The organism is Pseudomonas saudimassiliensis (assembly GCF_000939975.1).
Classification (GTDB): Bacteria; Pseudomonadota; Gammaproteobacteria; order Pseudomonadales; family Pseudomonadaceae; genus Halopseudomonas; species Halopseudomonas saudimassiliensis.
The window spans coordinates 1,284,099-1,297,926 of sequence record NZ_LK391969.1 but is presented as its reverse complement, the minus strand read 5'-3'; the positions used below and the strand labels follow the sequence as shown (position 1 = coordinate 1,297,926).

The 13,828-nt window shown below is 63.9% G+C and carries 9 protein-coding genes; 6 read left to right on the top strand and 3 right to left on the bottom strand.

Annotated features, from left to right (window positions below; genetic code table 11):
* Positions 1 to 468 precede the first annotated feature (468 nt).
* Entirely contained in the window at positions 469 to 2,253 is a 1,785-nt protein-coding gene (locus tag VG99_RS06095; protein WP_044498849.1) for an acyl-CoA dehydrogenase C-terminal domain-containing protein, read from the top strand.
* A 238-nt stretch (positions 2,254 to 2,491) separates the two neighbouring features.
* On the opposite strand, the gene VG99_RS06090 is transcribed toward VG99_RS06095, so the two are convergent.
* On the bottom strand, positions 2,492 to 3,715 hold the full coding sequence (locus tag VG99_RS06090; protein WP_044498848.1) for a benzoate/H(+) symporter BenE family transporter: 1,224 nt from the start codon (positions 3,713 to 3,715) through the stop codon (positions 2,492 to 2,494).
* A gap of 9 nt (positions 3,716 to 3,724) precedes the next feature.
* Positions 3,725 to 3,952 (bottom strand): hypothetical protein, encoded by a 228-nt coding sequence (locus tag VG99_RS16025; protein ID WP_158023882.1) that lies wholly within the window; start codon positions 3,950 to 3,952, stop codon positions 3,725 to 3,727.
* An 18-nt stretch (positions 3,953 to 3,970) separates the two neighbouring features.
* Here VG99_RS16025 and VG99_RS06085 point away from each other — a divergent pair, with 18 nt between their 5' ends.
* The 5 genes from VG99_RS06085 to VG99_RS06065 all read left to right on the top strand — a co-directional run bounded on the left by VG99_RS06085 (position 3,971) and on the right by VG99_RS06065 (position 12,785).
* The gene (locus VG99_RS06085; RefSeq protein WP_044498847.1) at positions 3,971 to 5,386 is read left to right on the top strand and encodes a hypothetical protein; all 1,416 of its coding nucleotides are present in this window, start codon (positions 3,971 to 3,973) and stop codon (positions 5,384 to 5,386) included.
* Between the two features lie 125 nt (positions 5,387 to 5,511).
* Positions 5,512 to 6,996, top strand: a complete 1,485-nt coding sequence (locus VG99_RS06080; RefSeq protein WP_044498846.1) for an efflux transporter outer membrane subunit — start codon at positions 5,512 to 5,514, stop codon at positions 6,994 to 6,996.
* The gene (locus VG99_RS06075; RefSeq protein WP_044498844.1) at positions 6,996 to 8,201 is read left to right on the top strand and encodes an efflux RND transporter periplasmic adaptor subunit; all 1,206 of its coding nucleotides are present in this window, start codon (positions 6,996 to 6,998) and stop codon (positions 8,199 to 8,201) included. The genes VG99_RS06080 and VG99_RS06075 overlap by 1 nt, the downstream gene beginning before the upstream one ends.
* The gene (locus VG99_RS06070) at positions 8,198 to 11,440 is read left to right on the top strand and encodes an efflux RND transporter permease subunit (protein WP_052508710.1); all 3,243 of its coding nucleotides are present in this window, start codon (positions 8,198 to 8,200) and stop codon (positions 11,438 to 11,440) included. Before VG99_RS06075 ends, VG99_RS06070 begins: the two co-directional genes overlap by 4 nt.
* A gap of 175 nt (positions 11,441 to 11,615) precedes the next feature.
* Complete coding sequence (locus VG99_RS06065) at positions 11,616 to 12,785, top strand: MFS transporter (RefSeq protein ID WP_044498843.1); 1,170 nt, start codon at positions 11,616 to 11,618, stop codon at positions 12,783 to 12,785.
* Between the two features lie 18 nt (positions 12,786 to 12,803).
* On the opposite strand, the gene VG99_RS06060 is transcribed toward VG99_RS06065, so the two are convergent.
* Entirely contained in the window at positions 12,804 to 13,709 is a 906-nt protein-coding gene (locus VG99_RS06060) for a polyprenyl synthetase family protein (protein ID WP_044498842.1), read from the bottom strand.
* Positions 13,710 to 13,828: the final 119 nt, after the last annotated feature.

The window sequence follows — 13,828 nt, the reverse complement described above, 5'->3', positions numbered from 1 at the left end:
GTCCCTGGACGCACACGGTTCTGAAGTGGGGTAATACCCACCAGAACCATCAATCTGGTACTGGCGGCGGGGTATAAACCACCTGAGGAGGGTGGATTATCGTCGTATTTAATTGACTCTTTCCGCTCCTACCCGCTTTTCCCATCAAATACACCAAGTCTCGCTGGGCGTAGGGTGCTTCCCCCTTTTCAGAACCGTGTGCGTCCAGGGACGGACGCACACGAGCGCCAGGGATGGCGGGTGCGAGTTCTGAAAAGGGGGAAGCACCCTGCGCCCCTCCGCACAATCCATCCGCCCCTCCGCACAATCCATCCGTCCCAATCGCAAATCCCAACCCGACCCCCGTCTGGCGAGGGTGTGACTAAAGCAGGGGTGAAAGTCACAACAAGACGCTATCGTTTGAAAAGTTCTCGGTCTACAATCGCCGAATCGACCCGGTTGAGCCGGCACACTGACTGAGGAGTTCCCATGGCCGAGTATCAAGCCCCCCTGCGTGACATCCGCTTCGTTCTAAATGAAACCTTTGAGGCCGATAAACTGTGGCAGAGCCTGCCCGGCCTGGATGGCGCCATTGATGCCGACACCGCAGAAGCCATGCTAGAAGAAGCGGCCAAGATCACCTCCCAGACCATCGCCCCACTGAACCGCAACGGGGACGAAGAGGGTGCCGTGTGGAACAACGGCGAAGTGACTACCCCCGCCGGCTTTCGGCAGGCCTACACCACCTACGCCGAAGGCGGCTGGGTAGGGCTGGGCGGCAATCCTGAGTACGGCGGGCTGGGCATGCCCAAGACGCTCGGCGTGCAAGTCGAGGAAATGATCTACGGCGCCAACAGCAGCTTCGCGCTCTATATCGCCCTGACCGCCGGGAGCACCCTGGCGCTGGATGCCCATGGCAGCGAAGAGCTCAAGCAGAAATACCTGCCTAACATGTACGCGGGCACCTGGGCGGGCACCATGTGCCTGACCGAGCCCCACGCTGGCACCGACCTGGGCATCATCCGCACCAAGGCCGTGCCCGAGGCCGATGGCAGTTACGCCGTAACCGGGACCAAGATCTTCATTACCGGCGGCGAGCATGATCTGACCGAGAACATCATCCACCTGGTACTGGCCAAGTTGCCCGACGCCCCGGCCGGCCCCAAGGGAATTTCCCTGTTCCTGGTGCCCAAATTCCTGGTCAATGAAGATGGCAGCCTGGGTGAGCGCAACAGCCTCAGCTGCGGTTCGATCGAACACAAGATGGGCATCAAGGGCTCGGCCACCTGCGTCATGAATTTCGACGGCGCCAAGGGCTACCTGATCGGTGAAGTGAACAAGGGCCTGAATGCCATGTTCACCATGATGAACTACGAGCGCCTGTCCATTGGCATCCAGGGCATCGGCTGCGCCGAAGCGTCCTACCAGACCGCTGTGGCCTACGCCCGTGAACGCATCCAGAGCCGCGCGCCCACCGGCGCCGTGCAGCCAGACAAGGCGGCGGACCCGATCATCGTGCACCCTGATGTGCGCCGTATGCTGCTGACCATGAAGGCCATGACCGAAGGCAGCCGTGCTTTCTCCACTTACGTTGGCATGCAGCTGGATATCAGCAAGTTTGCCGCTGACGAGCAGATCAGGAAGAAAGGCGAGGATCTGGTGGCGCTGCTGACGCCAGTGGCCAAGGCATTCTTTACCGATGTCGGTTTTGAAAGCTGCGTGCATGGTCAGCAGGTGCTGGGTGGCCATGGCTATATTCGCGAATGGGGCCAGGAACAGCTGGTGCGGGATGTGCGCATTGCCCAGATCTATGAAGGCACCAACGGCATCCAGGCGCTGGATCTGATGGGCCGCAAGACGGTCGCCAACGGTGGCGCCTTCTTCAAGGTGTTTGCCGAAGAGATCGACGGCTTCATTGCCGCCAACAGCGCGGCCGAGATGGGTGAGTTCGTGCAGCCGCTGCAGGCGGCACTGGAGAACCTCAAGCAACTGACGGCCCAGGTAATCGCCAACAGCAAGACGAATCCCAATGAAATCGGCGCTGCGTCGGTGGAGTATCTGCATACCTTTGGCTACACCGCCTACGCCTACATGTGGGCGCGGATGGCCAAGGCTGCGCTGGCTGCCGAGCAGGATGGTGACGGTTTCTACCAGGCCAAGCTGGCGACGGCGCGCTTCTACTTCAAGCGTCTGTTGCCGCGTATCCACTCCCTGAGCGCCTCGGTGCAGGCGGGCAGTGAGGTATTGTTCGAACTGGATTCGGCACAATTCTGAGACAGTCTGTACCGCTGTACGTAAACACTTACACAGCGTGACGGTAATGACCTATGTGCACCGCCCGGGCTCCTGCGTAGTATTGGTTTTGCAAGGACGCAACGCAGGAAGCGGAGCAACACAATAGGGAACAGGGACTGCGCTACAGGAAGTACCAGCGTTAAGGATGATGGTCAGGACGTTATTCTGCGAAACCCCGCTTCGGCGGGGTTTTTTATTGGGCGTCTGTCAGCGCGTGCTACTCTTCCGACTCGCGCGCCGCCGTCTGGGTCATTGATTTGCCGGCCCGCCTCCGCTGCAGGCCGGGCGTCTGCAATATCAGCAAGGCGGCCCCACCAGCGATCATCCCCCAGAATGCCGAGGCGATACCCAGCAGCGTGACGCCCGACGCGGTGACCAGAAAGGTAACCATGGCGGCTTCCCGATGGTGTTCGTCCTGTAAGGCACTCACCAACCCGCTGCCAATGGTGTTAATCAATGCGAAGCCGGCGATGGCCATGACCAGTTCCTTGGGAAACGCCAGGAACAGGGCGCCGATGCTCGCGCCAAAAATGCCGGCCACCAGATAGAACAGGCCTGAGACGATGGCCGCAGTGTACCGTTTGGCGGGATCGTCATGGGCTTCCGGGCCGGTACAGAGGGCGGCGGTAATGGCTGCCAGGTTGATGCCGAACGCGCCGAACGGTGCCAAGAGCAAGGTCGCCACGCCGGTCCAGCCAATCAGTGGGGAGGACGGGGTCTGGTACCCGGCGGCGCGGATTACCGCCAGCCCCGGCAGGTTCTGTGATGCCACGCAGACGGCAAACAGCGGCAGAGCCACACCCATCAGCGCCTGCACGCTGAAGGCTGGCGTCACCCACTGGGGCGTGGTCAGGGAGAAGCTCAGGGCGCTGAAATCCAGTGCGTTGGTGGCGGCCGCCACGGCAATGCCGGTTACCAGGGGCGCCATTACCGCGTAGCGGGGGATCAGCCGGCGGGCCAGCAGGTAGGTGAGCAGCATCGGGAATACCAGGGTGAAGGCGGTCTCCAGGGCGGCAAAGGCGGCCATGCCGAAGCGCAACAGCACACCGGCCAGCATGCCCGCGGCGATCGCCGGCGGAATGCGCCGCATGATGCTTTCGAACCAACCGAAGAAACCACACATTGCCATCAGTAGTCCGCACAGCACGAAGGCACCCGTCGCCTCCGGCAGGGTGGCGCTGGAGGCGGCGGTGACCAGCACCGCGGCCCCGGGGGTCGACCAGGCGGTGACGATGGGCGCCTTGAAGCGCCATGACAGATAGATACCGGTGACGCCAATCCCGAGGCAGAGCGACAGCATCCAGGAGCCGATCTGGGCGGGTGTCGCACCCAGATCGCTGGCAGCCTGGAACACCAGCGCAGCGGAGCTGGTGAAGCCCACCAGAACGGCGACAAAGCCGGCGCTGAAGGACGATACGGAAAGATCCCTGAAAAAACGCATGGCAGCCCATCACTTCTTTTTTGTACGGCGGTTGAGGTCACAGCTGGGCGCCGCTCCGTTCACCGGACGCTGATTATTGAGCGGGCCATGGTAACGCAGGTTGCCCTGCCGGTGACAACCCGCACGCCGCTGCTGCCAGCCATCTGCCGGCCCGGTCATGCTAGGATTGAGCGCATCGCACGCCGCAGGACAGGTGACTGTTCCGGCAATCATGTTGCGGTCGATGCGGTTGGTCATGGGCTGATAGGAGGAAATGTGTTCTCGTTGAAACGCAAGGGTGACTATCGAGTACAGCTGACCCGCACCTTGAAAAAGCCGGGCCGTTATCTGGTCGAGCTGTATCTGTTCACGCCCCACGAGAACGATTTCTCCAGCTGGACGCTGGACGAGCGGCAGTTTTTCGCCAGCTGTCTGTCTCACCGCTTTGGGTTGCTCGGGCTGCCGGACGAGGACCGGGTCAGCAAGTCCGACAGTTCCTTCGCGTTGTTGTCGCCCCATTACGAGATCATGTTCGGTTCCTGGCTGTTCCAGTACCGCGCCTCCATGGACCGGCTGCGTCAGCAGATCCAGGGTGCCGGCCTGACGGAGGAGCCGCTGCGGCGCGCCCTGCGGCTGAGCCAGAACTTCGCCCAGCGGCTACGCCGGACCTTCCCGGAGCAGCGCAATCAACGGCGTTACTTCCGGCAGTTGGATATCTATTTTTCCTGGCACGCCGAGCAGTTCCTGCTCGAATGCATGACCCTCGACGGGTACGCCGACCTGGACCCGGAGCTTATTGCCGCCATCCAGGAGTTTCTGCAGCAGGAGTACCGGCATCGCCGCGAACACGAGTATCTGAGCGACTTCCGTGGCGATCCGACGCGGGTGTGGAACCGCATGAGCCTGTACCACCGGTTGCTGGAGTACCCGGTACTGCTGCGCTCCAAGGTCACCGAGCTGGGCGAGGGCACCCGCAAGATGGTCAAGGCCGCATCGACCATGCTGATCATGACGTTGTTCACCTACTTCCTGTTCAATGCGCGGGATGGCAATCAACACCTGTCCCTGGCATTGCTGCTCGGCATTGCCTCGGTCTATGCGATACGCGACCTGCTGCGCGACGACATGATCACCGTCATCACCAAGTGGCTGCGCAAGGGCAAGCCGCGCTGGAAAATCCGCCTGCTGATGCCCTACACCAAGAAGCTCATGGCCCAGCAGCTGATCTGGCTCGATTTCCGCAAGCTGCCCGGCTTGCCCAAGGAGGTATTGGAACACTCCGGTAAATGGGCGACCAACGAGGAGCGGCAGATCATCTGTTACCGGTCGGTATTCACGCTGGAGAAGGGCGCGCTGGAGCGCGACAAGATCCAGGAGCGGCTGAGCCTGGACTGCGAGCGGTTGTGCGACATGATCCAGGCCACGCGCAATCGGCTGTTCAAGAGCGCCGAGGAAGCGGAGCCCTTCGCCGAGATCCAGGCCCACCCCATCGAAAAGCAGCACGACTATAATGTGTTGCTGCTGTTCACCGAGCCGGGGCAGGCGCATACCGTGGCGCAGCGCTGGCGGTTGCGCCTGGGCGCCAGCGGCATCGTCCAGTGCGAAAGCAAGAAGACGCACTGGCCCAGCCCCGAGGAACAGTTGGGCCGATCGCGCCTGCAGCGGCTGCGGGATCGCTGGCGCTGGCGTTGATCACAGGCACTTTATCTCGGGCTGCCTGTAACTTTACGAAGCGGCGACGGACAAATAGATAAGTATTTCAATACAAAGGGAGCAAGGATGAGCATGCTCGGGTTACCCCCGGAGAGCCAGAACGCATGAGCTGGGGCACGCCGTTGCTGCGTACCACTGTCATTTGCCTGGCCGTTACCACTGCAGCTTGTCGCGTCTCGCCGCCGGCGCAGCCGCAGCTGCCATTCAGTCTGCCGGCCACCTTCGCCGCCACGCCCACGGGTGCCTTTACCCCTGCCGAGCGCTGGTGGACCGAGTTTGGCGACGACCGCCTGAACCAGTTTGTCGAGACCGCCCTGCTGCGCAACCCAGGACTGGCCCAGGCTATCGCCCGGGCGCGGATCGCCGAGGCGCAGGTGCGCGTCACCGGCGCCGACGCCTTGCCCCAGGTCGGGATCGGGCTCAACAGCACCCGGCAGCGCCAGAACCTGTCGGGCATGGGGCTCGGGGATCTGGCCGGCGATATGGCCATCCTCAGCAACAATCACAATGCCGCGCTGGATATCAGCTGGGAGCTGGATCTCTGGGGCCGGCTTTCGGCGTTGAGCGCCTCGGCGCGGGCGGACTTTCTCGCCAGCGGCGAGCAATTGCGCGCCATGCGCCAATCGGTAGCGGCGCAGATTACCCAGCTGTATTTCGATGTGGCCCACGCCCGTGCCCAGGTCAAGCTGTCGGAAGACACGGTCAAGGCGCTGGATGAGATGTCCCGGCAGATCAATAACCGGGTCGCGGTCGGTATTGCCTCGCCGGCCGACGGCCAGCTCGCCGAAGCCAATCTGGGATCGGCCCGGGCCGGGCTGGAGCAGCGCCGCGAGGCGTTGGCGCTCAATATCCGCCAGCTGGAAGTGCTGATGGGCCATTACCCCGCCGGCAAGGTGCAGACGGGCGATACGCTGCCCGAGGTCGCTCCGGCGCCCGCGGCGGGCGTACCTGCTGAGTTATTGATGCGCCGCCCCGATGTGCGGGCGGCGGAGCTGGCGCTGATCGGGGCGGGCTACCAGCTGGGAGCGGCCAAGCGCTCCTTCCTGCCGTCCTTCTCCCTGACCGGCTCGGGGGGCTACTCCGGCAGCGAATTTTCCGAACTGTTCAACAGCAGCAACCTGGTCTGGTCGATCGGCGGGCGCATTGTGCAGCCGATCTTTCAGGGCGGCCGGTTGATCGCCCAGGTCGATGCCGTCGAGGGGCAGCGCGATGAGACGCTGGGCGCCTATGTCGAGACCGCCTTGAATGCCCTGGCGGAAGTAGAAAGCCGATTGGCCGTTGAAAGCCTGCTGGCGCGCCGCGAGCAGGCACTGGACAGTTCCGCCACCGCGGCGGAAGAAGCGGTGCGGGTGTCCTATAACCGCTATCAGCAGGGTATCGACCCCTTCCTCAACGTGCTGGAAAGCCAGCAACGCGCCCTGGACGGACGCAGCGCCCATATCACCGCGCGCCATGCCCGCATCGAGAATCGCATCGCCCTGCACCTGGCCCTGGGTGGCGGCTTCGAAGCCGACTCGCCCGCGGTGCTCGCCGTCACGCCCGTCGCCGCCGGCAGCTTGTCCACCCCCTCACGAAAAGAGCCCAGATAATGTACAAGAGTCGTATGAGCGCCATCGGGATGGCCTGTCTGTTTGGTCTGCTGGGTTGTGGCGGTGACGAGCAGCAAGCCCAGCCAAACGAACCGCCCGCCGCCACAGCGCAGCAGAATGACAGCGCCCAGCAGGTGAGCGTCAGGGTGATACCGGTTGAACATCGGGACCTGCAGGCCTGGGTGTACAGCCAGGGCACGGCGCGCTCGCTGCAGCGGGAGTTTCTCACCTTTACCCAGCAGGGCGTGGTCACTTATATCGATGACAACTTGCGGGTCGGCAGTCCGGTGAAAGCCGGCCAACTGATTGCCCATCAGGCGCCCGAGCGGGTGCAGGCCGACCTGCAGGCGGCCAAGGCCGCGGTAGCCGAAGCCGAAGCCAATCTGCGGCTGGCGAACGTGACGCGCAAGCGTTATGAGACGCTGATCGAGCAACGCTCCGCCTCCCAGCAGGAGTTGGACCAGGCCATCGTCCAGGTGGAGCAGGCCGTGGCGGTGCGTGACAACAGTCGTGCCCAGCTGGCCCAGGCCCAACTGTCGGTGGATGAGTCACGGCTGATCTCCCCGATCGACGGTGTACTGGCCCGCCTCAACATCGAAAAGGGCCGGTACTTCATGCCCAGCGTGGTGCAGACCAACACTGAGCAGAACGCGCTGCGCACCGTGCCGGCGCTGGTGATTGACCCCACCCGCTTCGAAGTGCGGGTGGACCTGCCGTCCTACGATTTCCGCCAGGTCGAGAGCGGTGCCCGGGCGGTGATCGGCGGGGAGCCGCCGGTGCAGGGTGGTGACGTCGATCCGCTGGTCGGTGACGACCGGGTGCCCGCCAGGGTGCATGCCATCAGCCCCTCGCTGGATCCGGAAACCCGTACCTTCGAGGTCATATTGCATAGCGAAGGTGACAACCCACGCTTGCAGGACGGCGAATTCGTTCCGGTCTGGATTGCCCTGCCCGCGCTGCAGGACAGCCTGGCGGTACCGCTGGACGTGTTGCGCTACCGCAACGACCAGGCCTTCCTGTTCGTGGTGGACAAGGCCAGCGGTCGGGTGAATGAGCGGCGGGTCGAAGTAGGCCAGCAGGCCGGCGCCTACCGGGCGGTTATCGACGGGGTTGAAGAGGGCGAGCTGGTGGTAAGCGACGGGCGCGCGGCGCTCTATGATGGCCAGCGTGTACGTATTCTGGAAACCGCCGGGGCGTCCGAATGAGCCGCACCGAGCAGCCCAATGACGCTCTGCCGGATGCGCCCCGCAGGGAAAGCGAAGAGGTGCGCTCGGCGCACCCGCTGGCGCGGTTTTTCTTCCTCCAGCCGATCTTCGGCATCCTGCTGCTGATCACCCTGGTGCTCGGCGGGCTGATGGCCTACACCCAGCTGGTCAAGGAATCCCTGCCGGACCTGAACATCCCCCAGGCCACCATCACTACCGCCTGGCCCGGGGCCGATCCGCGCACCATCGAGGAGCAGGTTACCGACTTCATCGAAGACGAGGTCACCACCCTGGAAGGGGTGCGCAAGGTCGACAGCGCATCCTATGACTCCTTTTCGGTCATCTCCGTCGAGTTCGATGCCTCGGCCGATCCAGTGGACGCCATGACCCGGCTGCGCGCCGCGGTGGCCGACGCGGAGGCGGAACTCCCGGCAGATGTGGAGCGGCCGCAGATCGAGCAGGCGTCGGTCGATGACCGGCCGATCCTGACCTTCACCCTGCACGGGGATGCCGGCTCGGCAACCATGAACCATCAGGCCCGGCGCATCCAGGATGTGCTGGAGCGGATCACCGGCGTCAAGGAAGTGAACATCGGGGGCGAGCGCGAGGAAATCGTGCAGATATTACTGCGCCCGGACCGCTTGCTGGCGCTGGGGCTGTCACCCTCGGCGGTACGCAACGCGGTGCAGCAAGCCAACGTGGAACAGCCCTTCGGTGAAATTCGCAGCGACGATATCGGTGCAGTGGTGCGGCTAGAAGGGCGCTTTCGTGATGTCGACGACCTGCGCGCCCTGCCGATAGCCCGGCTGAGTGGTCCCGGTGCTGACCGCCCGGTGCGGCTGGACGAGGTTGCCTCGGTGCGCCGCATGCAGGAAACCGAAACCTCCCGCGCTTTCTTCAGTGCCAATGGCGAAGAGTACGCCGAGTCGCTGGAGCTGTCAGTGCGCAAAAGCCCCGGGGCGGATACGGTGAGCCTGGTGGCAAGTCTGCACGCAGCGCTGGCGCGGATGCAGGAGGAGGGCGCCTGGCCCTCTGGCCTGGAATACAGCATCATTCAGGACGAAGCAGACCAGATCATGGAATCGCTGGGGGAGGTCTTTGTCAGCGCCCTGCAGACCATGGCGGTAGTATTCGTCATCCTGCTACTGACCATTGCCTGGCGCGAGGCCATTCTCGCCGGGTTGTCGGTGCCGGTCACCTTCGCCGGCGTGCTGCTGATCCTCCTGTTGATGGGCTACACCCTCAACGAGCTGGTGGTCATCGGCATGGTCATTGCCCTGGTGATGATCGTCGACGTCTTCATCATCCTGCTCGAAGGCTTGCACGACGAGATCTACAACGGCGGCAAGACCTTCGGCCAGGCGGTGCTGGCGACGGTCAAACGTTACGCCATGCCGGCCTTTGCGGCCCAGTTGACCACCATCCTCGCGCTGGCGCCGCTGATGTCGATCAGCGGCACCGTGGGCGAATTCATCCGGGTGCTGCCGACCACCACCGTGGTCTGCCTTATCCTGTCGTTTATCGTCGCCATGCTTTGCACCCTGCCGCTGGCCCGCAGTCTGCTGGGCAAGCAGCGCAAGGCTGCCGACCCCAAGCGGCAGGGGCTCTCGGACCGGGTGGCAAGCCGCGCGGTCAATGGGCTGGAAAACTGGAACAGCCGCTGGGTCGTGCGCGGCCGCCGGCAATCCGGTCTCTGGGTGGTCGGTGCGATTGCCCTGTTTGTCCTGTCGATGTGGGCCTTTACCCAGGCCCGGATCGAGCTGTTCCCGCCTACGGACGGCGAACGCCTGGGGATCAATATCGAGCTGCCACCCACCGTCCAGCTGGAAACCTCCCAGGCGGTGGCCGACGAGATCGGTGCCATCCTGCGGGACAAGCCATATTTCCAGAGTGTGGTCAAACTGGTCGGGCTCAAGAGCCCCTTCGCCGCCGGCTCGATGGCCTCCAACCTGCAGCCCAGCGAAGCGGAGAATTTCATCGGCTTTTCGGCGATCTTCCGCCCCCTTGAAGAGCGCGACGCGCCGTCCTACGAGCTGGCGGATGAGCTGCGCCGCGAACTGGCGGCCTATCTCGAAGAGCGCGTCGCCGCAGCGCAATTGCTGGTAGTGCCGGAATCCAGCAGCCCGAGCATGGGCGACCCGATCGAGATCCAGCTGATCGGCCCCGACATGGATACCCTGCTGGGATTGTCCCGCGAGGTCCAGACACTGCTGGCGCAAACCGCAGGCGTGGTCGATGTGCGCGATAATATCGGCATGCTCAAACCGCAGCTGGCCCTACAGCCCGACCGCGAGGCGGCCAACTTCTTCGGCATCGACCATGGTGACCTGGCCTCGCAATTGCGCATCGCCTTCAGCTCCGATGAGGTCGGCACCTTTGTCACCGCCGATGGCGATGACAATATCGACATCCGCCTGGGCACCGAATGGCCCAGCCGCCCAGGTGAAGCCGGCGGCCCGCGCAGCACCGAGGAGCTCGCGCGGGTACGTGCCTTTACCCAGGACGGGCGCTCGATTGCCATGCAGCAGCTGCTCAGCCCTACCCAGTCCGAGTCGGCCATTGCCATTTCCCACGTCGGCGGTGAGCGTGCACTCACGGTCATGGCCAAGAACGAGGGGCGCACGGTCAGCGAGGTGTTCGCTGAAGTGCAGCCGCAGCTGGACCAGATGCAGCAGCGCTGGCCCTCGGCCTATCGCGCCGTGGTCGGCGGCGAAGCGGCGGATACCACGGAGACCTTCTCCTCGGCACTGCTGGCGCTGGTGATCGCGGTGGTGCTGGTGGTCGGTGTGCTGGTGATCCTGTTCAGCAGTTTCCGCCAGGCCTTCATCATCTTCGCGACCATGCCGTTGGCCATCATCGGCTCCGCCCTCGGCTTCTGGGCGTTCGATATCACCTTCTCCTTCTTCGCCATGATCGGCCTGGTGTCGTTGATCGGCATCGCCATCAACAACGGCATCATCATGGTCGACACCATGAACAGCTTCCTCAAGGAAGGCATGAGCATCCCCGAAGCCGCCGCCGCCGGCTCTGCCCGCCGGCTGCGCCCCTTGCTGACTACTGCCGTCACCACCATCGTCGGTCTGGTACCGCTGGCCGTCAGCAGCCCCTTCTACCGGCCGCTGACCCTGGTGATCATCTTCGGACTGGTGTCGGTATCGGTGCTGGCGCTGTTTGTCGTGCCGGCGTTGTATGTGTTGTTGACGCCGTCTGATGCCGGAGAGAGTAAAGTGCTGGATTGAATGTGAGCTGCACGCCGGGGCGGGTCCCGTCCCGGCGTCATCACCTTGTGCAGTATCTAGCCGGGGGCGCTGCAACGCGCCCCATCCCTGGTCTGTCGTGCAATGGCCAAGTGGTCCGCAGCAGGCGCCGGGCATGTTAAGATAGCGCCCGCGTTCCCCCTCCTGGAAATAATTCATGTCTACCTCTCCCCGGTACTCGCTGATTGCGGGACTTGCCCTGCTTATTGGTTTCAATCTCCGGCCGATCATGGCCGCCATCGGTCCGCTGCTGGACATACTGCAACAGGATCTGGGGCTCAGTAGCACCCAGGCCAGCCTGCTGACCACCTTGCCGGTGTTCTTGATGGGTGCCTGCGCGCTGGGCGGCCCGTGGCTACAGCGCTGGGTAGGCGAGGTGCGGGGGATCGCCCTCGGCATGCTGTTGATCACCCTGGCCAGCGCCGCGCGCTTCATCATCGACTCCGGCGGCTGGTTGATCGTCTCGGCGGCGGTGGCAGGGGCGGGGATCGCCATGGTGCAGGCGCTGATGCCCGCCTGGCTCAAGCGCAATCATCCCGAGCGGGCCGGCTCACTGATGGGGCTGTTCACCACCGGCATCATGGGCGGTGCGGTGATTGCCGCGGCAGGCGCGGCGCCTGCCGCGACCGTCGGTGGCTGGCGGTTGGTGCTGGGCGTCGCGCTGGTCCCCGCGTTGCTCGCCCTGATTGCCTGGGTGCGCTATGCCGGCGGACGCCAGCATTCGGCGGACCATGTGGTATTGCCCTACCGTAATTCGCGAGCCTGGTTCCTGCTGGCCTTTTTCGGCATCGGTACCAGCGCCTATACCCTCGCCCTTGCCTGGTTGCCGGCCTACTACATCGATCTGGGGCTCAGCTCGGTTCACGCCGGCTACCTGCTCGGTGCGCTCTCGGCGATGGAAGTGGTGGCCGGCCTGGCTGTGTCATCCCTGGTGCATCGCTTCCCGGATCGTCGGCCACTGCTGACCGGGGTCATTCTGCTGGTGCTGGCGGGGCTGGCTTGCCTGATTCTTTCGCCCGTGCCGCTGATGCTGCCAGCGATCATCCTGCTCGGCCTGGGCATTGGCGCACTCTTCCCGCTGTCCCTGATCGTCACCCTGGATCACGCCGACTCCCCAGCCAAGGCCGGCGCGCTGCTGGCCTTCGTCCAGGGTGGCGGTTACGCCATCGCGGCCCTGATGCCGCTGCTCGCAGGCGTCATCCGCGACACCATGGCCTCGCTGCAGGCGGCATGGATCTGCATGGTTGTGGGCATGTTGATCGTGCTGGTGATGAGCTGGCGGCTGGGTGGGGCGCAGGCTGAGGGGCAGGCAGAATTGGCGCGGTGAGGTAACGCGCCAGCTGTCTTACCGCAGCGACGGCAGGGCTTTGGCGAACAGCTGATGTACATAGCGGCTGACCTGGCTGCCGGCGCCATACACCTCGGCCAGGCAGGCATCGGCCTGGGCCAAGTGTCTGATCAGCTGTTTTCGTGTGACCTCCACCCCGAGCAACGCCACGAGCGTCGACTTGCCCGTATCCTGGCCCGCATCCTTGCCGGTATCCGGCTCGCCGTCGGTCAGGTCATCAAGCAACTGGAAGGCATGGCCCAGCTCGATGGCGAAACGGCGCAGGCTGCGCTGCTGCCCCTCACTGGCCCCGGCGACCAGGCCAGCCATGTGCAGCGTGGCGCCAAACAACACTCCGGTCTTCAGTTCATTGGTGGTTGCTATGGCCCTGGCTGAGCGAGAGTGCGCGCCCTCGCGCAAATCTTCGTACTGGCCTCTGACCAGGCCCTGCGTCCCTACGGCCTCCGCCAGGCAGGCAACCAGCTGGGTCCTGATAGCGGCGTCGACCGCCTCCAGCGAGGCCACCACGCCGAACGCCTTGGACAGCAATGCTACCGTCGTCAGTATCGCGATATCTTCGCCGAAGCGCCGGTGGATGGTTGGCTGGCCGCGGCGCAGGGAGGCGTTATCCATGCAGGGCATATCGTCCACGATCAGCGAACCGGCGTGAATCATTTCAATGGCGCAACCCAGGTCGATAAGGGCGTTAGAGTCGTGGCCCAGATCCTGTGCGGCCAGGACCAGCAGGATAGGCCGCACGCGCTTGCCGGCGGGGAGGGTGCCTGCATGCATGGCGTTGCCGATCTGGTGGTGGCCGGAATCGTCGCGAGGTAGCAGTTCGGCGAGGCGCGCATCGATCCGGGTCCGGATTGCGGAGAAGTCGCGGTGACTGGCAGAACTGACCGCGGCAGATAATTCATCCATGGTGAATAGGCTCCCGGGCCGGCTTCTTGTTTGCGTCTTGCTGGTTGTTGAACTGTAATTGGTCACAGCTGAGTTCGGGTGTCACTCCTATGCATTAAAGTAGGGCAATCGGAATTTGC

Coding starts and splice junctions, on each gene's coding strand:
- VG99_RS06095 (WP_044498849.1), top strand. CDS start 469: ATGGCCGAGTATCAAGCCCCCCTGCGTGACATCCGCTTCGTTCTAAAT.
- VG99_RS06090 (WP_044498848.1), bottom strand. CDS start 3,715: ATGCGTTTTTTCAGGGATCTTTCCGTATCGTCCTTCAGCGCCGGCTTT.
- VG99_RS16025 (WP_158023882.1), bottom strand. CDS start 3,952: ATGACCAACCGCATCGACCGCAACATGATTGCCGGAACAGTCACCTGT.
- VG99_RS06080 (WP_044498846.1), top strand. CDS start 5,512: ATGAGCTGGGGCACGCCGTTGCTGCGTACCACTGTCATTTGCCTGGCC.
- VG99_RS06075 (WP_044498844.1), top strand. CDS start 6,996: ATGTACAAGAGTCGTATGAGCGCCATCGGGATGGCCTGTCTGTTTGGT.
- VG99_RS06070 (WP_052508710.1), top strand. CDS start 8,198: ATGAGCCGCACCGAGCAGCCCAATGACGCTCTGCCGGATGCGCCCCGC.
- VG99_RS06065 (WP_044498843.1), top strand. CDS start 11,616: ATGTCTACCTCTCCCCGGTACTCGCTGATTGCGGGACTTGCCCTGCTT.
- VG99_RS06060 (WP_044498842.1), bottom strand. CDS start 13,709: ATGGATGAATTATCTGCCGCGGTCAGTTCTGCCAGTCACCGCGACTTC.